We start from the raw sequence: 22,200 nt of genomic DNA on the forward strand, positions 1-22,200 counted from the left end.
GGCCAACGAAACGGCAGGCGAGCTCCCCACCCGCCCGGCCCGTCTTCGACCCCTGATTTTACTGATTTTTCCCCGTCGCGACGGCAGTTCATGCGATGAACAGATCTTTTGATCGTCGCCAACATATTGTCTTATAATAATTATGTGCGATAGTTTTGAATGAATGTTCAGTTAATGGTTTGGGGGCTTACCATGGCGGCAACAGCAGGCAGGACGCACGGGCTTATGACAACGAGGGGGGAAATCCTGCTGCTTCTTGGAACGGTGGCGGCCTGTGCTATATCCGGCTCCGCACTTGCGGCCGATGCCATCGTCGCGGCGGAGCCCGAGCCGATGGACTATGTCCGCGTCTGCGACGCTTTCGGTACCGGCTTTTTCTATATCCCCGGCACGGAGACCTGCCTGAAGATCGGCGGCTATGTGCGGTTCGATATCGGCGTGGGCAATATGCCGGACTATGGATTTGGCGCCGATGCGCCTGACGATATCGACACGGATGGCGACGGCATTGCCGACACCGGCGATGGACGCGGGGACGCGCGTTACGAGCAGGCACGCTTTGCGCTTGATGTCGATGCACGGACGGACAGCGAGTACGGGACGCTGCGCGGCACTGCGAAGTTGCATTTCAACTACGATCAGGACGCGACCAGCAGTTCTCATTATGTCGAGGTGGAATACGCCTATATCGAGCTTGGCGGTTTTCGCGTCGGCATGAACGACTCGCTGTTTTCCACCTTCCCGGCCTATGCCGGCTATGTGATCAGCGATGACCTCGGCGTTCCCTATGGTCCGTTCGAAACCAGCCAGATCGTCTATACCCATACCGGTGAAAACGGCTTCTCGGCCGCGGGCGGTCTCGAGCTTCCCGGCGACGGCGCCACCAATTCGGACTATGTCCCCAACATCGTCGCCGGAGCTTCGCTGACCAAGGACTGGGGGGCGATCGCCTTCATCGCGGCTTACGACGCGGTGGCGGAGGAGGGGGCGGCGAAGCTGCGGCTCGACCTGACCCTGAGCGACAAGGTGTCCGTCTTCGCCATGGCGGGCTACAGCACCAACGATCCGGCCGGCACCGGCGTCGGCAATACGGATAGCAACAATTATTACGCCCAGTGGAACGGTGATTGGGCGCTCTGGGCGGGGGCGAATTTCCAGGTCACGGACAAGCTCGCCTTCTATACGCAGGCCGCCTATGACGAGGATGAGAATTTCGCTTTCGTTGCCGACCTTCCTGTCACTGTCGTCGACGGTTTCACAGTGACGCCCGAGCTTGCCTATCGCGACAATTTTGACATTCCGGATGCCGATGCCTGGGGCGGCTATCTGCGCTTCGAGCGCACGTTCTGACAGGACATTGAAAAAAGGGCCGGCGATGAGCCGGCCCTTTCGTTTGCGTCAGTGTCTCGTGCCCTTGTTTCTTTGCCGCGCATTGCGCGAGACCATGTTCAACACCTCGACGAGCGCCGAGAAGGCCATGGCGGCGTAGACGTAGCCCTTGGGGACGTGGAAACCCATGCCTTCGGCAATCAGCGTCGTACCGATCATCAGCAGGAAGGCGAGCGCCAGCATGACGATCGTCGGGTTGCGTTCGATGAAGTTGGCAAGCGGCGTTGCTGCAACCAGCATGACCGTGACGGCGACGACGACGGCGACCACCATGATCGGCAGGTGCGGCGTCATGCCGACGGCGGTGATGATGCTGTCGACCGAGAAGACGAGGTCGAGCAGCAGGATCTGGCCGATGGCGGCGGCAAAGCCCGTCGTCGCCGGGCCGCCGACCATGTCTTCCTTGTGATCGACCGGGTCCACGTTGTGGTGGATCTCCTTGGTCGCCTTCCAGACGAGGAAGAGGCCGCCGGCGATCAGGATCATGTCCTTCCAGGAATAGCCGTGACCGAAGGCCTCGAAGACCGGGGTGGTGAGCTGGACGATCCATGCGATGGTGCCGAGAAGGGCAAGGCGCATGACGAGCGCAAGGCCGATGCCGATGCGGCGAGCGCGCTCGCGATGTTCGGGGGGCAGCTTGTTCGTCAGGATCGAAATGAAGATAAGGTTGTCGATACCGAGAACCACTTCCATCACGACGAGCGTGACGAGTGCAATCCAGGCGGCCGGGTCTTGCATGAGCGCAAGAATGCTGTCCATCCGGTCTTCCTCTCCTTAAATACGGTTTGAGAATGGACTTCCGTATGTATGCAGATTTTGACCGCTGGCAAGCGGACCGGCCGCCGTTGGCGCTGATATCACGATTTCGTCATCTGATCGGCGAGCGGCAGCCAGATTTCGACGCGACCGTGCCCGGTTTCCGGGTCGAAATCCTCGCCGTAAAATTCGAGCATGTCCGGAAACCCGCCGACCGTGCGTCCTGACGTCGGCAGCCAGGTACGGAAAGCGGCATCGACCGTTGCCGGGATGCCGTTGACATGGCCGTGGTGCTGGAACATGGCCCAGCTCTGCGCCGGCACGGCGATGATCTCGAATTCGGCTGGAAGGTCGTCGCGACGCGACACGCGTGCGCCGGCGACATAACGAAAGCCGGGTTTCCCCAGCTGCATGGTGCAGAGGCCGTAGGCGGTCTTGTCGACCTGGCCGGGGATATGGCCGAAATAGGCGTTGAACCTCTGCCAGAGCGCGGGAATGCCCGCTGCCTTGCCGGGTTCGAAATCACCGCCGAGGCCGGCGATGGTGAAGGCATCGAGCGTTTCGATGCGGGGTGCGGGAAGACTGCTTTTCTCTACGGTCGACATGCGGATGGGCTCCTGGAGCGTGAGGCCGGAAAGGTCGCGCCGGGCGCGGAGCGTTTCGGGTGTCAGGCCGAATTGCTCGCGGAAGGCGCGAGTGAATGCCTCATGGGAGCCGTAGCCGGCATCGAGCGCGACGGTCAGGATGTTGTCGGCTCCGCCCGCAAGCTGGCGGGCGGCTTCCGATAGGCGGCGGGCGCGCAGATAGCGGTTGAGGTTCTGCCCGGTCATCTGGCTGAAGCGCCGCGACAGGTGATGCCGCGACATGCCGGCCATCTCGGCGATTTCGGACAGGGCTATGGCCCGCCCGAAATGGCTTTCGATGAACCAGATGGCTTTTGCAACTGGGTGCATGGATGGCGTCGCTCCTCATGGACAGCCATCTTATGGCGTCCCAGGCGACCAGTCACTTGATCGTGGTTGCGCGTTCGCGGCTGAGTGCGGCAAAAGCGTCAGGCTTTCGCGCCATAGGCCGCGAGGAACATGCGGATCGCCGACGTGACGTTCTTCTCGATCGCCGTCTTTGCGGGCACCTCTTCCATGGCGCCGAAAATGCGGGGCTTGAAGAGGCCGACGGTGGTGAGCTCGATGAACTGCTTGGCCGCGTGCGTGGTGTCGTCACAGGTGAGGATGCCGGCTGCGACCTGGCGGTCGAGATAATCCTGCAGCACCGAGACGGGGTTGATCGACGATGCGGAGAAAAAGCGGCTACAGAGGCTCGGCAGCCGGTGGTTCGCGGCAATCACCATGCGCATGGCGCGGATCGTCTGATCTGCGGTCATGTGCGCGGCAAACAGCATGCCGAACGCCATGAGCGCATCGGCAAGCGGCTGGCCGCTGTCCAGCGCGTGCCGGATCGTTTCGGTGATCCGGCGCCGCTCGCGCTCGATCATGTCGGCGAACAGGTCTTCCTTGTTCTCGAAATAGACGTAGATCGTGCCCTTGGAGACACCGGCGGCGCGCGTAATGTCGTTCATGCTGGCGGCTTCGAAGCCTTGCTCCATGAACACCCGCTTGGCCCCGTCAAGGATCTGCTCGCGTTTGGCGGGGTCTTCACCCGCCACGCGGCGACCCGTCTGCGGGACGGCCAGTCTGTCTTCCGTGGTATCCATCTGCCTTTCCAAGCTTGAAACTTTCTGTGAACTATTTCGAACCGCGTGGTTCGATTTCACTTGATATGCGGGATAAACAGGTCTATGTCAAATCGAACCGAACGGTTCAGTTCATTTTTCCATCCCAGAGAATGGTGGCATGCGCATGTCGACTTCCCATGGCGCCGGCACGGCGAAGGTTCGCCCGGTCAACGATGATTTCCAGGCCGAAACCGCCGAGGCAAAGCCGGTGACGACCGCCGAGGCGCCCGCGCCCGCCGCTGCCGTCGCCGAGCCGGAAAAGAAGAAGAGCGGCCGCCGCTTCATGCTGCCGATCGTCGGCCTGGCGCTGTTGTCCGCCGCCGGCTGGTACGGCTACCAGTGGTGGACGCATGGCCGCTTCATGATCTCGACGGACGACGCCTATATCGAAGGCGATATCGCGTCCATCTCGCCGAAGGTCTCCGGCTATGTCGCGGCGGTGAATGTCGTTGCCAACCAGGCGGTTAAGGCCGGCGATCCGCTGGTCACGCTCGATGACGGCGACTACCTGCTCGCCCGCGAACAGGCCGAGGCGCAGATCGCCACGCAGAAGCTGGCGCTCCACCGCATCGACGCACAGATCGACGGCGCCAAGGCTGCGCTCGCCCAGGCTGAGGCCCAGAAGACCGCCTATCAGGCTGCTCTCAGCGGTGCCCAGGTTGCGGAAAAGCGCGCCAAGGAATTGGCGAACAAGGAAGTCGGCACGACGGCCTCACTCGACAGCGCCACGGTGGCGCTCGACCAGGCCAGAGCCAATCTCGTCGGTGCCGATGCCAATATCGTTTCCGCTAGGGCGAGCATTGCGGTGCTTCAGGCGCAGCGCGCCGAATCAGACAGCGGCATCCGCTCGCTGGAGCTTGCACGCGACAAGGCGGTGCGCGACCTCGGCTTCACCTTACTGAAGGCGCCCTATGACGGTGTCGTCGGGAACATTTCGGTACAGGTCGGCGACCTCGTTTCGGCCGGCGGCCGCCTTGCGGCGCTGGTTCCCGTGAAGGACCTCTATATCGAGGCGAACTTCAAGGAAACGCAGATCGCCCATCTCGTGCCGGGCTCCAAGGTGCATCTGCATGTCGATGCCTATGAGGAAGACGACATTCTCGGCACCGTCGAGTCCATCGCGCCAGCGTCCGGCTCGGTGTTCTCGCTTTTGCCGGCGGAAAACGCCACGGGCAACTTCACCAAGGTCACCCAGCGCGTGCCGGTCAGGATCGCGATCCCTAGGGATGTGCTGGATACCGGCAAGCTGCGTGCCGGCCTCAGCGTCGTCGTCGATGTCGACAGCCGCACGGCGCCGGGTGCCAAGGCTGAGTAAACACGAAAACATTGTTTTGACCGCATTGCGCAGCCGGGTGACACCACCTGGCTGCCGTGCTTCCAGAAGGAACGCGGGCCATGGCCGCGACCGCTCAACCGACCGCAGGCGCCATGATGGCTGCTCCCGCGCAGGCCGATAAAGTTCCTGTCCGCCGCGTCATCGCCTTCTTCGCGATGGTCTTCGGCATGTTCATGTCGATCCTCGACATCCAGATCGTCTCCGCCTCGCTCTCGGAAATCCAGGCTGGCCTTGGGGCCGGCGCGGATGAAATCGCCTGGGTGCAGACCTCCTACCTCATCGCCGAAGTGATCATGATCCCGCTGTCGGGTACGCTGGCGCGTATCGTCTCGACGCGTATCCTGTTCAGCTTCTCCGCCGCCGGCTTCACCATCGCCAGCGCCCTTGCCGCGACTGCGACGAATATCGACCAGATGATCGTCTACCGCGTGCTCCAGGGCTTCATCGGCGGCGGCATGATCCCGTCGGTCTTCGCAGCCGCCTTCACCATCTTCCCGCCCTCCAAGCGCTCCGTCGTCTCGCCGATGATCGGCCTCGTCGCGACGCTGGCGCCCACCATCGGCCCGACGGTCGGCGGCTATCTCAGCCACGCCTTCTCCTGGCATTGGCTGTTCCTCGTCAACATCATCCCCGGCATCATCGTCACGGTTCTCACCTTCAACCTGATCGATTTCGACAAGCCGGAATTCAATCTGATCAAGCGTTTCGACTGGTGGGGCCTCATCTCGATGGCGGTCTTTCTCGGTTCGCTGGAATACGTGCTGGAAGAGGGTAACAACAAGGACTGGTTCAACGACGAGCATATTGTGATCGGCTCGCTGGCGATCGTGATCGCCGGCGTCGTGTTCTTCTGGCGGGCCTTTAAGGTTCCGTTCCCCGTGGTGGACCTGCGCGCCTTCGCCAACCGGAATTTCGCCTTCGGCTCGATCTTCTCCTTCGTGATGGGCATCGGCCTCTATGGCCTGACCTATCTCTACCCGCTCTATCTGGCGCGCATCCGCGGCTACGATTCGCTGATGATCGGCGAGACCATGTTCGTCTCCGGTCTAGCCATGTTCTTCACCGCGCCGATCGCCGGCATGATGTCATCGAGGCTCGATCCCCGCGTCATGATGATGATGGGCTTCGGCGGCTTCGCGCTCGGCACCTGGGCGATGACGGGGATGACGGCTGACTGGGATTTCTACGAATTGCTGGTTCCGCAGATCCTGCGCGGCTGCTCGCTGATGATCTGCATGGTGCCGATCAACAACGTCGCGCTCGGCACCTTGCCGCCGGACCGTATCCGCAATGCGTCAGGCCTGTTCAACCTGACGCGCAACCTCGGCGGCGCCGTGGGGCTCGCGGTCATCAACACGATCCTCACCCAGCGCTCGCAGGAACACTATCTGCGGCTGTCCGAACATGTGCAGTGGGGCAATCCCGAAGCCGTTGACCAGCTGCGCAACATGGCGGCGAATTTCACGGCCCATGGGCTCGACGGTCAGACGATCGCAATCAAGAAAATGGCCGGCATGGTGCAGCAGCAGGCCTATATTTTGTCCTTCATCGATATCTTCCTGCTGCTGACGGGCCTTTTCGCCACGCTCATCGTCTGCGTGCTGGCGATCCGCAAGCCGCAGGCCGTTGGCGGTGGTGGCGGCGGCCATTGATCAGACGCTGATCGTGCCGTTCATCACCGGCACGCAGGCGCCGCCGATGTGAACCCTGCCATCGGCGTCGACCGCGACGGAGAGCAGGCTCGGTCGTCCCATATCGATGCCCTGCGCCACCGCGAAGCGGCGTGCGGCACCGCCTGCCAGTTTAGCCAGAAGCGCGCAGGTCGCCGCCGTGGCGCTTCCGGTCGCCGGGTCTTCCGGCAGGCCGTCGAAGGGAGCGAACATGCGGGCGGTGAAATCCACCACGCCATCCTCGTCCGACAGGTCCCGGCAATAGAGATAGATCGCGTCGGCATGATCCGTCGGCAGGATGGCGGAGAAGGCGGTCATATCCGCCTTGGCACGCCGCAGGGCATCGCGTGTCGCGATCTCCACGACGATGAAGCCGAGGCCGACGGAGGCGATGCATGGCTGGTGCACGGCAAGTGCGATATCCGCCGCATCGAGCGACAGGCAGGCCGCGACGCTGGCCGGCGTGAAGGTTTTTCCGACGCTCAGCGGCTGCGGCGCGGTCAGCTGCACCGCATCGACCTCGCCATCGATCCGCAGGATTTTAGCGTGCACGAGGCCGGCGGCTTCCTCGAAGACGAATTCTTCTGCCGCATCGTCGGCGAGTGCCAGTGCATAGGCAGTGCCGACATTGGGGTGGCCGGCAAAGGGCACTTCGAGGGTCGGCGTGAAGATGCGCACATGGGCCGTGTGGGCTTCGTCCTTCGGGCGCAGCACGAAGGTCGTTTCGGAATAGTTGAATTCGCGGGCGATGGTCTGCATCTCCGCGTCCGTCAAGCGGTCCGCATCGAGCACCACGGCCAGCGGATTGCCGCCGAAGCGGGTCCGGGTGAAGACGTCAAGCGTGTGATAGGCGAGTTTCATCGGGGGCCTCCGTCACCGTTTTTGGTAGCAAGTCCGACCTCCCCCCTCAAGCGGCGCTGTACCTCGGCGTCATCCTGATTCAGAATGCGTTCCTCTGTTCTTTTCATCGGAGCGTCCGCATGCCCTTCCGTCCCACGCGCCGCCATCTTCTTCTCGGAGCGGGTGGTCTCGGCCTGTCGCTCGCTTTGCCGCGTCTTTCGGCGGTCGCGCAAGGCGGGCGGCCCGCGACGGATGCGACCTTCCTGTTTTCCTGCGACGTGCATGCCTGCCTCGTTTCGACCGATAGCCTGAGCCCGAATTGCGCGGCGGAGGGCAAGACGGATTCAGCACTGCTGCGCCATGTGGCGGCGCTGAATTCGGTCGGCGACCTCATCTGGCCGGTCGAGATCGGCGGCAAGCCCTCGGGTCTCGCCAGTGCCGGCACGCGGATCGCGACGCCGCTCGGCCTCGTGCTCGGCGGCGACATGACGGATGACGGCGGCGGGCAGGTGAAAGTGCCGGGGGAGGGGCGCCAGCTGCAACAGTTCGCCAGCCGCTACCAGCAGGGCACCGGGCCGGACCGGGTGCACTATCCCGTCTATAACGGCCTGGGCAATCACGATCTCGACCAAGACGGTGTTGCGCCGCATATCGACTGGTACCGGCGCGAACTGCGCGACTATGTCGAGCTGAACCATCGCTCCACGGTGTTCTACAAGGCGCCCGTGCCGGCGGGAAACTACGACATCGATTCCGACAACTATTCCTGGGATTGGGGCGGCCTGCATCTCGTGCAGCTCCAGCGCTTCGGCGGCGACGACACGAAGCATGCCGTCAGTGGCCTTGCCTGGCTGAAGCAGGATCTTGCTGACGCCGCGGCTGACGGCCGCCCGGTGGTTCTGTTCCAGCATTACGGCTGGGACCAGTTCTCCACCGAGCACTGGGATCCGACGGCGAAGACGTTCGATCCGCACGGGGACGGTCCTGCCCATTGGTGGACGGATGCGGAGCGCGCCGCCTTGCTCGATGTGCTCAAGGACTACAATGTCGTCGGCATCTTCCACGGTCACGAGCACCCGACCCCGATGATCTACAACAGCGCGGGCCACGACATCTTCAAGCCCGTCGCCGCCTTCCTCGGCGGTTTCGCGCTGGTGCGCGTGACGGATGGCTTTCTGGACGTTGCGCTCGCGCAAGCTGATGAAACTTCCGGCGAAATCGCCTTCACCAACGCCTTCAGCAAAAGCCTCGCCGGCTGAGAAAATCCATGCCGAAAACGGCGTCGGCAAATTTTTGATTTACGTACATCAAAAATTCCTCTAAGGGTCTCGGCACGGAGGAGCGATGAGACCTACAGTCCATGACATTGCCGCGGAAGCGGGCGTGAGCCTTGCCACCGTCGATCGGGTTTTGAACGATCGGCCGGGTGTGCGCGGCGTCACCAAGGCCAAGGTCGAGGCGGCCATCGCATCGCTTGGCTATGTGCGCGATGTCGCGGCGGCCAACCTCGCCAAGAGCCGCGTCTATCCGCTCGTCTTCATCCTGCCCGAGGGCGACAATCCCTTCATGCGTGGCCTGGAAGCGGAAGTACGACGCACCGGCCTGCACTCCGCCATCGAGCGTACCCGGCTCTCCGTCGTGACGGTTCCAGCCTTCGATGCGGCAGCGCTGGCGGCAGCGATGGACGCAGCCATCGCCGAGGGCGTTTCCGGCATCGCCGCCGTTGCGGTCGATGCCCCCGAGGTCTTTGCCGCGATCGACCGTGCGCGCGAGGCGGGCGTTCCGGTCGTCACCCTCGTCTCCGACCTCTCGGGCTCGGGCCGCGATCATTTCATCGGCGTCGACAACATCGCCGCCGGCCGCACTGCCGGTAGCCTGATGGGCCGTTTCCTCGGCAACCGGCCAGGCCCCGTGGCGGTGCTTGCCGGCTCGATGCGGGTGCGTGACCATGGCGAGCGCCTCGAAGGGTTTCTTGCCGCCATGTCGGCCATGCCGGACGCCCGCGCGATCCTGCCGGTCTTGGAAGGCCAGGACGATCCGGATCTGTCTTTCAAGCTGATCGCCAATTGCCTGGCGGCCGTGCCCGATCTCGCCGGCATCTATAATCTCGGCGCCGGCAACCGCGGCCTGCTGAAGGCCCTTGCGGTACGCGGCAGGGATCTGTGCGTGATCGTGCACGAACTCACCGGCGAAACCCGTGGCGCGCTCGAAAGCGGGGTCATCGACGCCGTGCTGAACCAGGATGCCGGCCATGAGGTGCGCAGCGCCATTCGCGTGCTGCGGGCCAAGGCGGATGGTCTGTCGGTCAACGCCGCGCAGGAGCGCATCCGCCTCGACATCTTCATCAAGGACAACCTTCCGCCGGCCGGCCCGGACGAGCAATAGGAGAACCACATGTATCTCGGGATCGACTTGGGCACGTCGGGCGTCAAGGCCATGCTCATCGATGGCGACCAGCGCGTCATCGGCTCGGCGACCGGCAAGGAGGTCGCTACCGCGCGTCCGCATGCCGGCTGGTCCGAGCAGGACCCGGCTGACTGGATCCGCGCGACGGAAGAGGCGATTGCCGGCCTTCGCGCTGCCCATCCCACCGAGCTTTCGGCCGTGCGCGGTATCGGTCTTTCCGGCCATATGCACGGCGCGACCTTGCTCGATGCCGAGGACAAGGTGCTGCGCCCCTGCATTATGTGGAACGACACGCGCAGCCATCGCGAGGCGGCAAGCCTCGATGCCGATCCGCGCTTCCGCAAGATCACCGGCAACATCGTCTTCCCCGGCTTCACCGCGCCGAAACTCGCCTGGGTGAAGAACAACGAGCCGGATATCTTTGCGAAAGTCCGCTGGGTCCTGCTGCCGAAGGACTTTTTGCGCGTCTGGCTGACCGGCGAGCATCTGTCGGAAATGTCGGATTCCGCCGGCACGTCCTGGCTCGATACCGGTGCCCGCAAGTGGTCGGCGGAGCTTCTCGCCGCGACGGAGCTCGAAGAGCGCCAGATGCCGGGGCTGGTGGAGGGCACGGATGCCGCCGGCATCCTTCGCCCGGAGCTTGCCGCCCGATGGGGCCTCGGTGAGGGCGTCGTCGTGGCGGGCGGAGCTGGCGACAATGCCGCCTCGGCCTGCGGCATGGGCACGGTGCGCGAGGGCGCGGCCTTCGTGTCGCTTGGCACGTCGGGTGTGCTCTTTGCGGCCAATGCCAGCTATCTGCCGAACCCGGAAAGTGCGGTCCATGCCTTCTGCCACGCACTGCCGAATACCTGGCACCAGATGGGCGTCATCCTTTCGGCGACCGATGCGCTGAACTGGCATTCGCGCGTCACCGGCGCCTCCGCCGCCGACCTGACGAAGGAACTCGGCGATGCGCTGCAAGCGCCCTCCGGCGTCACCTTCCTGCCCTATCTCTCCGGCGAGCGCACGCCGCACAATGATGCCGCCATCCGCGGGGCCTTCCTCGGGCTCGGCCATGAAAGCAGCCGTGTTGTGCTGACGCAGGCGGTGCTGGAGGGCGTGTCCTTCGCGATCCGTGACAGCCTCGAAGCGCTGAAATCCGCCGGCACCAAGCTGTCGCGCGTCACGGCCATCGGCGGCGGCTCGCGCTCGCGCTACTGGCTGAAATCCATCGCCACGGCGCTCGACCTTCCCGTCGATCTCCCGGCGGATGGCGACTTCGGTGCCGCTTTCGGTGCCGCCCGCCTCGGCCTCATCGCGGCGACTGGTGCAGACCCCGTCGCGGTCTGCACGGCACCTAGGACTGCCGAGACCATCGAGCCCGAGGCGGCGCTCGGCGCTGCCTATGAGGATGCCTATCAGCGCTACCGCCGGCTCTATCCGGCCGTCCGCGCCGCTTACTGACCCCAAACCATTTCAAGAGGAGACATCATGGCTACCGGCTTTTTCGGCGATATCGCCAAGATCAAATATGAAGGCCCCGACAGCACCAACCCGCTGGCCTTCCGCCACTACAATCCCGACGAGATCGTCGCGGGCAAGCGCATGGAAGATCACCTGCGCTTTGCCGTCGCCTACTGGCACACCTTCGTCTGGCCGGGCGGCGACCCCTTCGGCGGCCAGACCTTCGAGCGCCCGTGGTTCGAAGACAGCATGCAGGCGGCGAAGCTGAAGGCCGACGTCGCCTTCGAATTCTTCCAGCTGCTCGGCGTTCCCTTCTACTGCTTTCACGACGCGGACGTGCGCCCCGAGGGCAGGAACTTCGTCGAGAACACTAGGAATCTCAACGAGATCGTCGATTATTTCGCGAGGAAGCAGGCCGAGACCGGCGTGAAACTGCTCTGGGGCACGGCAAACCTCTTCTCCAACCGCCGCTATATGGGTGGTGCGGCGACCAATCCCGATCCCGACGTTTTCGCGTTCGCCGCCGCGACGGTGAAGACCTGCATGGACGCCACGCACCGCCTCGGCGGTGACAACTACGTTCTGTGGGGCGGCCGCGAGGGCTACGAGACGCTGCTCAACACCAATCTCGGCCAGGAACTCGATCAGCTCGGCCGCTTCGTCAACATGGTCGTCGAATACAAGCACAAGATCGGCTTCAAGGGCGCGATCCTGATCGAGCCCAAGCCGCAGGAGCCGACCAAGCACCAGTACGACTACGACGTCGCGACGGTCTTCGGCTTCCTCAAGAAATACGGCCTTGAGAACGAGGTGAAGGTCAATATCGAGCAGGGCCATGCGATTCTGGCCGGCCATTCCTTCGAGCACGAGCTGGCGCTGGCCAATGCGCTCGGCATCTTCGGTTCCATCGACATGAACCGCAACGATTACCAGTCCGGCTGGGATACCGACCAGTTCCCCAACAACGTGCCGGAAATGGCACTGGCCTTCTATCAGGTTCTCGCCGGCGGCGGCTTCGCCACCGGCGGCACGAATTTCGATGCGAAGCTGCGCCGCCAGTCGATCGATCCGGAAGACCTGCTGATCGGCCACATCGGCGGCATGGATTGCTGCGCGCGCGGCCTGAAGGCTGCGGCCAAGATGATCGAGGACAAGGCGCTGTCCGGCCCGCTCGCCGATCGTTATGCCGGCTGGCAGTCTGCGGAAGCGCAGAACGTGCTTTCGGGCGGTTCTTCGCTGGAGGCTTTGGAGGCCTACGTGCTGAACCACGGCGTCAATCCGAAGCCGCGTTCCGGCAAGCAGGAACTTCTGGAAAACGTGGTCAATCGCTACGTCTGATCCCTGCTGTCATCGGCTGAAGATCGAAGGGCGCCGTCGTGGCGCCCTTTTCTTTTCTACGTTACGGAACGCTTTGCCTCACGTAAGGTTAGATGTATCTTTTTGTTGTATTCAATAACAATGGAATCAAGTTGTATTTACTGGTGTCAATCATAACAGTAAGGAGCGCTTATCGGATATTTTTGATTCTGGATTGTTGTTCGTCAATTTTCAAGCAAGTATTTCCTTTCGATCTATATTGTTTATTTACTATCAACTGCAAAAAATCACCACAAACCGGAAGCCGGCCTCTTGATTCGGGACTTGGCGCCAGTTGCCCTCCGCAGCAAAGGAATTTTCGGATGTCGGTGCACGATACCAAGACCCAGCAGCTCAACGAACGTCTCCAGTTCGTCAATTTCGATACGGCTCAGCGCGACGCGCTGAAGAATGCCTTGCCGACGATCTCGGCATCGCTCGGCGGCGCGCTCGACATCTTCTACACCAAGGCCCGCGCGACGCCCGAGACGGCCCGGTTCTTTTCCAACGAGGCGCATATCCAGAGCGCCAAGGGGCGTCAGGTCAAGCATTGGGAAGTGATCGGTTCGGCGAAATTCGACACGCACTATGTCGATGCCGTCACGACGATCGGCAAGACCCATGCCCGCCTCGGCCTCGAGCCGCGCTGGTACATCGGCGGCTATGCGCTGATCCTGGAGGCGATCGTCGAGGGCGTCATCGCCAAGCATCTCGAGGGGTTTCTCTACCGCAAGAAGGCTGCGGCGATCAGCGGTGAGATCAACGCCATCGTGAAAGCGGCGCTTGTCGATATGGACTATGCGATCTCCGTCTATCTGGAAGCCCTTCAGGAGGAGCGCGAGAAATCGGAAGCCGAGCGGCAGGCCCGCAATGCGGAGCAGGAGGAGGCGCTGGGTGCGCTCGACACCTCGCTCAATCGGCTTGCCGGCGGCGATCTCACGGCCTCCATCGCCAAGCCGCTCGCCCCGCAGTTCGAGCGCCTGCGCACCAATTTCAATGCCGCCATCGAGAAGCTGGATGATACGCTCGGTGCCATCGTGACGGTGGCCGAGGACGCGGCCGGCAATTCCGGTGAACTGGTCAATGCCACGGACGACATGGCCAAGCGCACCGAACAGCAGGCGGCTTCACTTGAGGAAACCGCTGCGGCCGTCGAGGAGATCACCACCATTTCCCGCGAGGCGGCGATTCGTGCCGAGGAAGCCCGCCGCGTCGTCGGCAGCGCGACGGAGGAGGCCAAGCGCTCCGGCCAGATCGTCGAGCAGACCGTCACCGCCATGGGTGCGATCCAGGAGTCCTCGGGCAAGATCACCCAGATTATCGGCGTGATCGACCAGATCTCCTTCCAGACCAACCTTCTGGCGCTCAATGCCGGCGTCGAGGCGGCGCGAGCAGGCGAGGCCGGCAAGGGCTTTGCCGTCGTGGCGCAGGAGGTTCGCGAACTCGCCCAGAAATCCGCGGAGGCGGCCAAGGAGATCAAGTCGCTGATCGACAAGTCCTTCGAGGACGTGCAGCTCGGCGTGTCCCTGGTCCACAAGACCGGCGAGGCGCTGCATCACATCGGCGAGCAGGTGGTGCATATCAATGCGCATATCGACGCCATGAGCAACTCCGCCCGCGAGCAGTCGGCCGGTATTTCCGAGATCAACACGGCGGTCGGCAGCATGGATCAGATGACCCAGCAAAATGCCGCGATGGTCGAGGAAACCAATGCGGCCACGCACAATCTGATGCAGATCAGTACGACATTGAAGGGGCTGGTCGACCGGTTCACCGTCTCGGCGGCCCGCGTGCAGCGCACGGCGAAGCCGGCGCATCGCCGCTACGGCTAGAAATACGCTCTAGCGGCGCACGAAGCGCCGCGCGGGCGTAGAAACCGAATTGCGGACGATCAGGTCCGGCCGAAGCAGGATTTCCGTTTCGGCCGGTTCGTTGTTGGACAGCAACTCGAAGAGCAGCGCCATGGCGCTCCTGCCGATGGCTGTGCGCGGCTGGCGGATCGTTGTCAGCGACGGCGTCATGAAGCTCGCCTGCGGCACGTCGTCGAAACCGGTTACGGAAAAATCGCTCGGGATATCGTAGCCGCGCGCGCCAAGCCCGATCATCACGCCGATGGCGGTCTGGTCGTTGACGCACATGAAGGCGCTCGGCAGCGTGTCGCGCATGAAAAGCTGCTCGAGGGCGAGGCGGCCGCTCTCGATCGTCCCGTCGCCCTCCAGGATGAGGCGCTCACCGAGCGGTACGCCTGCGGCATCCATTCCTGCATCATAGCCCTGCCGGCGGCGGCTATAGGCGAGGCGCGTGCGCGAATCACCGATGAAGGCGATCTTGCGGTGTCCCTCGGCGATCAGGAGGTCGACAGCCTTGCGGGCACCCTCGATGTCGTCGACTCCGACATAGGGGATGCCGCCATTATAGACCGGCTCGAAGACGCCGACGCTGGGCGGCAGGCGGGCGGTCATGCTCTGGTGGCCGAAGGGCAGGATGCCGGTGAACAGGATCAGCCCGGCCGCCTGGTTGGAATTCAGGAACTTCAGATATTCCAGCCCGCGCTGCGGATCGTTCTGGGTGTGGCCGATCAGGATGCCGTAGCCATGCGCGCGCGCCTCGTTTTCCAGGCCGACAAGGATGTTGGAGAAGTTCGGGTCGCCGATATCGGGCGCGACGACGAGGATCATGTTCGAGCGGCCAAGCCTCAGGCTACGCGCCATGGCATTGGTCGTATAGCCGGTGATGGCGATCGCCTGGTTGACCTTCAGCCGCGTCGAATTCGCCACTTTTTCCGGGGTGTGGATCGCCCGCGATACGGTCGCGATCGAGACCTGCGCGATGCGCGCGACGTCCTCGATCGTGGCGGGGCTGGATGCAGACAACTGGCTCTCACTCGGCGGTGGCAATGCCAGTCTGGCGATCTGGAATTGCTGAAATCAAACGAAGTGCGGGGACACTACACAGACTGGACCGGTGGTCAAACGGCGCTTGCTGAAAATTCCTGATATCCAATGATGTAAACCTTTACATAGATCGTGTAAAGGTTTACATCATGCTCAAGCGGTCGAGGAGCCGCAGGGAGGAAATCGATGAATCCGGACGCTGTCGACGGGGCTCCCGTCGTTCTTTCCGCGCGCCGTATCAGCAAGTCGTTCAACGGCGTGCAGGTCCTGTTCAGCGTCAATTTCGAGCTTCGCGCCGGTGAAATCCACGCGCTGATGGGCGAGAATGGTGCTGGCAAATCCACCCTCGTGAAAATCCTCTCGGGTTTCGAGCAGCCGACCTCGGGCGAGATCCTGTTTGACGGGCAGCCCGTCAAACTGCCGCCGAACGGCCAGGCCGAGCATCTCGGCATCGTGATCATCCACCAGGAATTCAACCTCGCCGAACATTTGACCGTTACCGAAAGCCTGTTCCTCGGTCGCGAGGTCACCCGTTTCGGCGTGCTCGACCGCAAGCTCATGCGCGCCGAAACGCGCCGCGTGCTCGACCAGCTCGGCTCACATGTCGACGAGAATGCGATGATCAGCTCGCTCTCCATCGCCGACAAGCAGATGGTGGAGATTGCCAAGGCGATCAGCCGCGATGCGCGCATCATCTTCATGGACGAGCCGACCGCCGTGCTCTCCCGCGAGGAGACGAATTATCTCTTCCGGCAGGTGCGCAAGCTGCGCGAAAAGGGCACGTCCTTCGTCTTCGTCTCGCACAAGCTGGACGAGGTGATGGAGCTGACCGACCGCGTGACCGTGCTGCGCGACGGGCAATGGGTGAAGACCGCGCCGACCAGCATTCTCGACGGCGAATCCATCGCGCAGCTGATGGTCGGCCGCGAGCTCTCCAGCCTCTATCCCGGCAAGCAGGAGCCGAGCATTGACGAAGAGGTGACGCTCGCCGTCTCCGGGCTGACGACGCATTATGTGCAGGATGCGAGCTTCGAGGTGCGCAAGGGCGAGATCCTCGGCTTTTCCGGCCTGATCGGCTCGGGCCGCACGGAATTGATGGAAGCGGTCGCGGGCCTGCGTTCGCGGGTTTCGGGCGAGGTTACGGTGCGCGGCGAAAGCGTGTCGGCCGGCGATGTGCATGCCGCCAACCGCGTCGGCATCGCCTATATGACCAAGGACCGCAAGCATAAGGGCCTGCTGCTCAATTCCCGCATGACGGCGAACCTGACGCTGCAATCGCTCGATCAGCACGGCAAATACGGTTATCTCAGCCCGAAGAGCGAGGCCGCGGCACTCGAGCGTGCCCGCCGTCGCTTCGATATCCGCGTGCGCGACGGGCGTGTCGTCGCCGGCCGCATGTCGGGCGGCAACCAGCAGAAACTGCTGCTCGCCAAGGTCATGGAAACCGAACCCGACGTCATCATCATCGACGAGCCGACGCGCGGCATCGATGTTGGCACCAAGCAGCAGATCTATCATTTCATTTCCGCACTCGCCCGCGACGGCAAGTCGATCATCGTCGTCTCCTCGGAGATGCCGGAGATCATCGGGCTGTGCACCCGCGTCGCCGTCATGCGTGAAGGGCGGATCGTCGGCATTCTCGAGGGCGAGGAAATCTCCGAGCAGGAGATCATGCGCTATTCGGCAGGGTTGAAGAAGAAGACCGCCGCCTGAGCGTCAGCGGGCTGCGAGAGCATTTCCAGCCGAAGCGGCTTCGCTTCGGCGTAGGACAATGCGTTAAAAAACAAGAAGCGAGAGCATTTCCGGTCTGCCGGAAATGCTCTGGGCAACAACGATTTTGGGTTGGGGACGAACATGACCGCAGGCGAAGATACGGTTGAAACGAAGGCGCGCGGCCGAAGCTGGCGGGATGTCGATCTGAGAGCCGTCGCGCCCTTTGCTGCGCTGGCGCTGCTGCTTATCGTCGGTGCGCTGGTCAATCCGAATTTCATCGGCATCAACAACCTCGCGAATGTCGCGACCCGCAGCGCCTTTATCGCCATCATCGCCGTTGGTGCGACCTTCGTCATCTCGTCGGGCGACCTCGACCTTTCGGTCGGCTCGATGGTCGCCTTCGTCGCCTCGATCATGATCATCTTCATGAATTCCGGCGCGATTGCCGATCCGGGCCTGATGCTTGCGGCAGCTGTCGTGCTGACCATGGTCATCGGCGCGGCCTGCGGTCTCGCCAACGGCCTCATCACCACCGTCGGCAAGATCGAGCCGTTCATCGCGACACTCGGCACGATGGGTATCTATCGCGGCCTCACCACGTGGCTGTCGCAGGGCGGCGCGATCACGCTGCGCGAGCCGGAATTGCAGGCGCTCTATCGCCCGGCCTATTTCGGCTACATCCTCGGCGTGCCGGTGCCGATCGTCGTCATCCTCGTCGTCACCGCGATTGCCGCCTTCATCCTCTATCGCACGCGCTACGGCCGCCATGTCGTCGCCGTCGGCTCGAATGCGGATGTCGCGCGCTATTCCGGCATCCCGGTCAACCGGGTGCGCACCATCGCCTTCGTCATCCAGGGCCTCTGCGTGGCGATTGCCGTGCTGCTCTATGTGCCGCGCCTCGGCTCCACCTCGGCCACGACCGGCATCCTGTGGGAACTCCAGGCGATCACGGCCGTCGTCGTCGGCGGCACGGCGCTGAAGGGCGGGGCCGGGCGCGTCTGGGGCACGATCTGCGGCGCCTTCATTCTCGAACTGGTCGGCAACATCATGCTGCTCTCCAACTTCATCAGCGAATATCTGATCGGGGCCATCCAGGGCGCGATCATCATCATTGCGATGCTCGTCCAGCGCTCGCTGGTACGGAAATCGTGAGACCAGGCAGGGCCGGCATGCGCAAAGCGGCCGGGCCTGCGGGGACGTAGCCGGGTTCACAGGTCCCCGGTGAGGAACGAAGACCTGCTTTTGGGAGGAAATTCATGCGCAAGAAACTTTTGGGCCTGACCGTCGCGGCGATGGCGCTGATCGCCGGTGCCGTTCATGCGGAAGACAAGAAGGTGACGATCGGCGTCTCCATTCCGGCGGCTGACCACGGCTGGACCTCCGGCGTCGTCTATCACGCCGAGCGTGTCGCCAAGCTCCTCATGGAGCGCAATCCGGGCCTCAACGTCATCGTGAAGACCTCGCCGGATCCGGCAAGCCAGGCGAATGCCGTGCAGGACCTGGAAACGCAGGGCATCGACGCGCTCGTCATCCTGCCGACCGACCCGGATCCGCTGGTCAACGCCATCAAGGAAGTCAAGGGCAAGGGCACCTTCGTCGCGCTCGTCGACCGTGCGCCGAGCACCAACGACAATTCCGTGCGTGACCTCTATGTCGCCGGCAACAACTTCGCACTTGGCCAGACGGCCGGCGAATATATCAAGACCCAGACGCCGGACGCCGAAGTCGTTGTTATCAGGGGCATGGCGATCCCGATCGACCAGCAGCGCCAGGATGGTTTCGACAAGGGCATCGAAGGCTCGAACGTCAAGGTTCTCGACCGCCAGTACGGCAACTGGAACCGCGACGATGCCTTCAAGGTCATGCAGGACTACCTGACCAAGTACCAGAAGATCGACGTCGTATGGTGCCAGGACGACGACATGGCCGTCGGCGTTCTCCAGGCCATCGAACAGGCCGGCCGCAAGGACATCCAGTATGTCATCGCCGGCGCCGGTTCGAAGGACATGATCAAGAAGGTCATGGATGGCGACAAGATGATCCCGGTCGACGTGCTCTATCCGCCGGCAATGGTTGGCACCGCGCTCGAAATGACCGCCGCCAATTTCTACGGCCAGGTCCCGGTTCGCGGCGTCTACACGATCGACGCGACGCTCGTCACGAAGGACAACGCGAAGGACTTCTACTTCCCGGATTCCCCGTTCTGATCTGATGATATGAAGGCCGCCCGGGACATGATGACCCGGGCGGCTTTTCTTTCGCCTTTTCGTGGGTCTCATCCGCACTTTCACATTGCCCGATCCGCCAAAGGCCGATAGCTTTCCACGCGCTGCGGTACGTACCGCAAAAATTTCTGAGATAGGCCGCGAGGATCGGCCGAGTTCCTGGGAGGACGCCGATTATGAAGACGATCAAGGGCCCGGCCCTGTTTCTTGCGCAGTTCGCGGGCGATGCCGCACCGTTCAATTCCTGGGACTCGATTACCAAATGGGCCGCCGATCTCGGCTACAAGGGCGTGCAGGTTCCAAGCTGGGACGGCCGCTTCATCGACCTGAAGAAGGCCGCATCCTCCAAGGCCTATTGCGATGAATTTTCCGGCAAGGCACGCGAGAACGGCGTCGAGGTTACGGAACTCTCGACGCACCTGCAGGGGCAGCTCGTTGCCGTGCATCCTGCCTATGACGAAGCCTTCGATGGCTTTGCGGCGCCGGAAGTGCGCGGAAATCCGAAAGCACGGCAGGAGTGGGCCGTCGACCAGGTGAAGATGGCGCTGACCGCTTCGAAGCATCTCGGCATCGACGCCATGGCGAGCTTCTCCGGCGCGCTCGCCTGGCCCTTCGTCTATCCCTGGCCGCAGCGTCCCGCCGGACTCGTCGAGACTGCCTTCGATGAGCTGGCGAAACGCTGGAAGCCGATCCTCGACCACGCGGAGGATTGCGGCGTCGATGTCTGCTATGAGATCCATCCCGGCGAGGACCTGCACGACGGCATCACCTACGAGATGTTCCTGGAGCGCACCGGCAACCACGCCCGCGCCTGCATGCTCTACGATCCCTCGCACTATGTGCTGCAGTGCCTCGACTATCTCGACAATATCGACATCTACAAAGACCGGATCCGCATGTTCCATGTGAAGGATGCCGAGTTCAATCCGACGGGCCGGCAGGGGGTCTATGGCGGCTATCAGGGCTGGGTGAACCGCGCCGGCCGCTTCCGCTCGCTGGGCGACGGCCAGGTCGATTTCGGCGCCGTCTTCTCCAAGATGGCCGCGAACGATTTCGCCGGCTGGGCCGTGGTTGAATGGGAATGCGCGCTGAAGCATCCGGAAGACGGTGCCCGTGAGGGTGCGGAATTCGTGAAGGCCCATATCATCCGCGTGACGGAAAAGGCTTTCGACGATTTCGCAGATGGCGGCACCGATCAGGCCGCGAACCGTCGTATGCTCGGGCTTTAAGGAGGAACACCGCATGGCAATCGAAGGAAGCGCAAGCGAAACACGGGAACGCCGCATCCGGCTTGGCATGGTCGGCGGCGGCTCCGGCGCCTTCATCGGCGCGGTGCACCGCATCGCGGCCCGGCTGGACGATCATTATGAGCTGGTCGCCGGTGCGCTGTCGTCCTCGCCGGAAAAGGCCGAGCAGTCGGCGCGCGAACTGGGGCTCGACCCGTCGCGCAGCTATGGCAGCTTCAAGGAAATGGCGATCCGCGAGGCCAAGCTGAAGAACGGCATCGAGGCCGTGGCGATCGTCACGCCGAACCACGTGCATTACGAGGCCGCGAAGGAATTCCTGAAGCGCGGCATCCATGTCATCTGCGACAAGCCGCTGACCTCGACGTTGCCGGATGCGCGCAAGCTGAAGAAGCTCGCCGAGGAGAGCGATGCGCTCTTCGTACTGACGCACAATTACACCGGCTATCCGATGGTCCGGCAGGCCCGCGAAATGGTCGCCAATGGCGAACTCGGCACGATCCGGCTGGTGCAGATGGAATATCCGCAGGACTGGCTGACGGAAGACATCGAGTCCAGCGGCCAGAAACAGGCGGCCTGGCGCACGGATCCCAGCAAGTCGGGCGCGGGCGGCTCCACCGGCGATATCGGCACGCATGCCTATAATCTTGGCTGCTTCGTCTCCGGTCTGGAGCTGGAAGAGCTCTCGGCCGATCTCGACAGCTTCGTGCCGGGCCGCAAGCTCGATGACAACGCCCATGTCATGATGCGTTTCAAGGAGAAGGACGGTGCCCGCGCCAAGGGCATGCTATGGTGCAGCCAGGTCGCGCCCGGCCATGAGAACGGCCTGAAGGTGCGCGTCTATGGTACCAAGGGCGGCCTCGAGTGGGTGCAGGCCGATCCGAACTATCTCTGGTACACGCCCTTCGGTGAGCCGAAGCGCCTGATCACCCGCAACGGTGCCGGCTCGGGTGCCGCCGCCGCTCGCATGAGCCGTGTGCCGTCGGGACATCCGGAAGGCTACCTCGAAGGCTTCGCCAATATCTATTCGGAAGCTGCGCGTGCGATCTATGCCAAGCGCGACGGCGCCAAAGCCGATCCCGCCATCACCTATCCGACGATCGATGACGGCCTCAAGGGCATGCTCTTCGTCGATGCCTGCGTGCAGTCGTCGAAGAAGAACGGCGCCTGGGTCAAGGTCTGAGGCACTTTGCCTG

At 63.0% G+C, this 22,200-nt stretch carries 18 protein-coding genes; 13 read left to right on the top strand and 5 right to left on the bottom strand.

All coding sequences use genetic code 11. The features are described from left to right. Window positions 1-225: 225 nt before the first annotated feature. Window positions 226-1,350 (top strand): porin, encoded by a 1,125-nt coding sequence (locus AC27VQ_RS06680; protein ID WP_488715692.1) that lies wholly within the window; start codon window positions 226-228, stop codon window positions 1,348-1,350. A 48-nt stretch (window positions 1,351-1,398) separates the two neighbouring features. Here AC27VQ_RS06680 and AC27VQ_RS06685 read toward each other — a convergent pair whose 3' ends face one another. The 3 genes from AC27VQ_RS06685 to AC27VQ_RS06695 form a co-directional block, all read right to left on the bottom strand. After that, on the bottom strand, window positions 1,399-2,148 hold the full coding sequence (locus tag AC27VQ_RS06685) for a TerC family protein (protein ID WP_313525606.1): 750 nt from the start codon (window positions 2,146-2,148) through the stop codon (window positions 1,399-1,401). Between the two features lie 98 nt (window positions 2,149-2,246). After that, on the bottom strand, window positions 2,247-3,098 hold the full coding sequence (locus AC27VQ_RS06690) for an AraC family transcriptional regulator (protein ID WP_488715693.1): 852 nt from the start codon (window positions 3,096-3,098) through the stop codon (window positions 2,247-2,249). Between the two features lie 98 nt (window positions 3,099-3,196). Beyond that, complete coding sequence (locus AC27VQ_RS06695) at window positions 3,197-3,856, bottom strand: TetR/AcrR family transcriptional regulator (protein WP_313525612.1); 660 nt, start codon at window positions 3,854-3,856, stop codon at window positions 3,197-3,199. Between the two features lie 145 nt (window positions 3,857-4,001). On the opposite strand from AC27VQ_RS06695, the gene AC27VQ_RS06700 reads away from it, so the two are divergent. Both AC27VQ_RS06700 and AC27VQ_RS06705 read left to right on the top strand, forming a co-directional pair. Continuing rightward, window positions 4,002-5,192 (top strand): HlyD family secretion protein, encoded by a 1,191-nt coding sequence (locus tag AC27VQ_RS06700; RefSeq protein WP_488715863.1) that lies wholly within the window; start codon window positions 4,002-4,004, stop codon window positions 5,190-5,192. Between the two features lie 80 nt (window positions 5,193-5,272). Next, window positions 5,273-6,865 carry a DHA2 family efflux MFS transporter permease subunit gene (locus AC27VQ_RS06705; RefSeq protein WP_488715694.1) on the top strand — a complete coding sequence of 531 codons (1,593 nt, stop codon included), beginning with the start codon at window positions 5,273-5,275 and terminating at the stop codon, window positions 6,863-6,865. Here the strand turns inward: AC27VQ_RS06705 and AC27VQ_RS06710 are convergent, their stop codons facing one another. After that, a complete protein-coding gene (locus AC27VQ_RS06710; RefSeq protein WP_488715695.1) occupies window positions 6,866-7,744 on the bottom strand; it encodes a PhzF family phenazine biosynthesis protein in 879 nt (292 codons plus the stop codon). It abuts the gene before it with no gap. Between the two features lie 119 nt (window positions 7,745-7,863). Between AC27VQ_RS06710 and AC27VQ_RS06715 the strand changes: the two genes are divergently transcribed. The 5 genes from AC27VQ_RS06715 (at window position 7,864) to AC27VQ_RS06735 (ending at window position 14,760) form a co-directional block, all read left to right on the top strand. Further along, window positions 7,864-8,982: a metallophosphoesterase gene (locus AC27VQ_RS06715; RefSeq protein ID WP_488715696.1), complete on the top strand. Its 1,119-nt coding sequence runs from the start codon at window positions 7,864-7,866 to the stop codon at window positions 8,980-8,982. Between the two features lie 85 nt (window positions 8,983-9,067). Continuing rightward, entirely contained in the window at window positions 9,068-10,108 is a 1,041-nt protein-coding gene (locus AC27VQ_RS06720) for a LacI family DNA-binding transcriptional regulator (RefSeq protein ID WP_488715697.1), read from the top strand. Between the two features lie 9 nt (window positions 10,109-10,117). Then, window positions 10,118-11,572 (top strand): xylulokinase, encoded by a 1,455-nt coding sequence (gene xylB, locus AC27VQ_RS06725; RefSeq protein ID WP_488715698.1) that lies wholly within the window; start codon window positions 10,118-10,120, stop codon window positions 11,570-11,572. Between the two features lie 27 nt (window positions 11,573-11,599). Further along, the gene (xylA, locus tag AC27VQ_RS06730) at window positions 11,600-12,910 is read left to right on the top strand and encodes a xylose isomerase (protein ID WP_488715699.1); all 1,311 of its coding nucleotides are present in this window, start codon (window positions 11,600-11,602) and stop codon (window positions 12,908-12,910) included. Window positions 12,911-13,251: 341 nt separating this feature from the next. Continuing rightward, entirely contained in the window at window positions 13,252-14,760 is a 1,509-nt protein-coding gene (locus AC27VQ_RS06735) for a methyl-accepting chemotaxis protein (RefSeq protein ID WP_488715700.1), read from the top strand. A 9-nt stretch (window positions 14,761-14,769) separates the two neighbouring features. On the opposite strand, the gene AC27VQ_RS06740 is transcribed toward AC27VQ_RS06735, so the two are convergent. Continuing rightward, a complete protein-coding gene (locus AC27VQ_RS06740) occupies window positions 14,770-15,801 on the bottom strand; it encodes a LacI family DNA-binding transcriptional regulator (RefSeq protein WP_313525634.1) in 1,032 nt (343 codons plus the stop codon). Between the two features lie 207 nt (window positions 15,802-16,008). On the opposite strand from AC27VQ_RS06740, the gene AC27VQ_RS06745 reads away from it, so the two are divergent. The 5 genes from AC27VQ_RS06745 to AC27VQ_RS06765 all read left to right on the top strand — a co-directional run bounded on the left by AC27VQ_RS06745 (window position 16,009) and on the right by AC27VQ_RS06765 (window position 22,187). Further along, complete coding sequence (locus AC27VQ_RS06745) at window positions 16,009-17,535, top strand: sugar ABC transporter ATP-binding protein (protein ID WP_488715701.1); 1,527 nt, start codon at window positions 16,009-16,011, stop codon at window positions 17,533-17,535. A 141-nt stretch (window positions 17,536-17,676) separates the two neighbouring features. Then, a complete protein-coding gene (locus AC27VQ_RS06750) occupies window positions 17,677-18,687 on the top strand; it encodes an ABC transporter permease (protein WP_421593964.1) in 1,011 nt (336 codons plus the stop codon). A gap of 104 nt (window positions 18,688-18,791) precedes the next feature. Then, window positions 18,792-19,742, top strand: coding sequence for a substrate-binding domain-containing protein (locus tag AC27VQ_RS06755; RefSeq protein WP_313525643.1), 951 nt, complete (start codon window positions 18,792-18,794; stop codon window positions 19,740-19,742). 194 nt (window positions 19,743-19,936) lie between these two features. Continuing rightward, window positions 19,937-20,989 (top strand): sugar phosphate isomerase/epimerase family protein, encoded by a 1,053-nt coding sequence (locus AC27VQ_RS06760; protein ID WP_488715702.1) that lies wholly within the window; start codon window positions 19,937-19,939, stop codon window positions 20,987-20,989. Window positions 20,990-21,002: 13 nt separating this feature from the next. Next, window positions 21,003-22,187, top strand: a complete 1,185-nt coding sequence (locus AC27VQ_RS06765) for a Gfo/Idh/MocA family protein (protein WP_488715703.1) — start codon at window positions 21,003-21,005, stop codon at window positions 22,185-22,187. Window positions 22,188-22,200 lie beyond the last annotated feature (13 nt).

The sequence above is a fragment of the Shinella sp. 20P9.1.1 genome (genome assembly GCF_057798995.1).

Excerpts from the sequence above, each read along its gene's own strand:
- AC27VQ_RS06680 (WP_488715692.1), top strand. The coding sequence starts at position 226 with ATGACAACGAGGGGGGAAATCCTGCTGCTTCTTGGAACGGTGGCGGCC.
- AC27VQ_RS06685 (WP_313525606.1), bottom strand. The coding sequence starts at position 2,148 with ATGGACAGCATTCTTGCGCTCATGCAAGACCCGGCCGCCTGGATTGCA.
- AC27VQ_RS06690 (WP_488715693.1), bottom strand. The coding sequence starts at position 3,098 with ATGCACCCAGTTGCAAAAGCCATCTGGTTCATCGAAAGCCATTTCGGG.
- AC27VQ_RS06695 (WP_313525612.1), bottom strand. The coding sequence starts at position 3,856 with ATGGATACCACGGAAGACAGACTGGCCGTCCCGCAGACGGGTCGCCGC.
- AC27VQ_RS06700 (WP_488715863.1), top strand. The coding sequence starts at position 4,002 with ATGTCGACTTCCCATGGCGCCGGCACGGCGAAGGTTCGCCCGGTCAAC.
- AC27VQ_RS06705 (WP_488715694.1), top strand. The coding sequence starts at position 5,273 with ATGGCCGCGACCGCTCAACCGACCGCAGGCGCCATGATGGCTGCTCCC.
- AC27VQ_RS06710 (WP_488715695.1), bottom strand. The coding sequence starts at position 7,744 with ATGAAACTCGCCTATCACACGCTTGACGTCTTCACCCGGACCCGCTTC.
- AC27VQ_RS06715 (WP_488715696.1), top strand. The coding sequence starts at position 7,864 with ATGCCCTTCCGTCCCACGCGCCGCCATCTTCTTCTCGGAGCGGGTGGT.
- AC27VQ_RS06720 (WP_488715697.1), top strand. The coding sequence starts at position 9,068 with ATGAGACCTACAGTCCATGACATTGCCGCGGAAGCGGGCGTGAGCCTT.
- xylB (WP_488715698.1), top strand. The coding sequence starts at position 10,118 with ATGTATCTCGGGATCGACTTGGGCACGTCGGGCGTCAAGGCCATGCTC.
- xylA (WP_488715699.1), top strand. The coding sequence starts at position 11,600 with ATGGCTACCGGCTTTTTCGGCGATATCGCCAAGATCAAATATGAAGGC.
- AC27VQ_RS06735 (WP_488715700.1), top strand. The coding sequence starts at position 13,252 with ATGTCGGTGCACGATACCAAGACCCAGCAGCTCAACGAACGTCTCCAG.
- AC27VQ_RS06745 (WP_488715701.1), top strand. The coding sequence starts at position 16,009 with ATGAATCCGGACGCTGTCGACGGGGCTCCCGTCGTTCTTTCCGCGCGC.
- AC27VQ_RS06750 (WP_421593964.1), top strand. The coding sequence starts at position 17,677 with ATGACCGCAGGCGAAGATACGGTTGAAACGAAGGCGCGCGGCCGAAGC.
- AC27VQ_RS06755 (WP_313525643.1), top strand. The coding sequence starts at position 18,792 with ATGCGCAAGAAACTTTTGGGCCTGACCGTCGCGGCGATGGCGCTGATC.
- AC27VQ_RS06760 (WP_488715702.1), top strand. The coding sequence starts at position 19,937 with ATGAAGACGATCAAGGGCCCGGCCCTGTTTCTTGCGCAGTTCGCGGGC.
- AC27VQ_RS06765 (WP_488715703.1), top strand. The coding sequence starts at position 21,003 with ATGGCAATCGAAGGAAGCGCAAGCGAAACACGGGAACGCCGCATCCGG.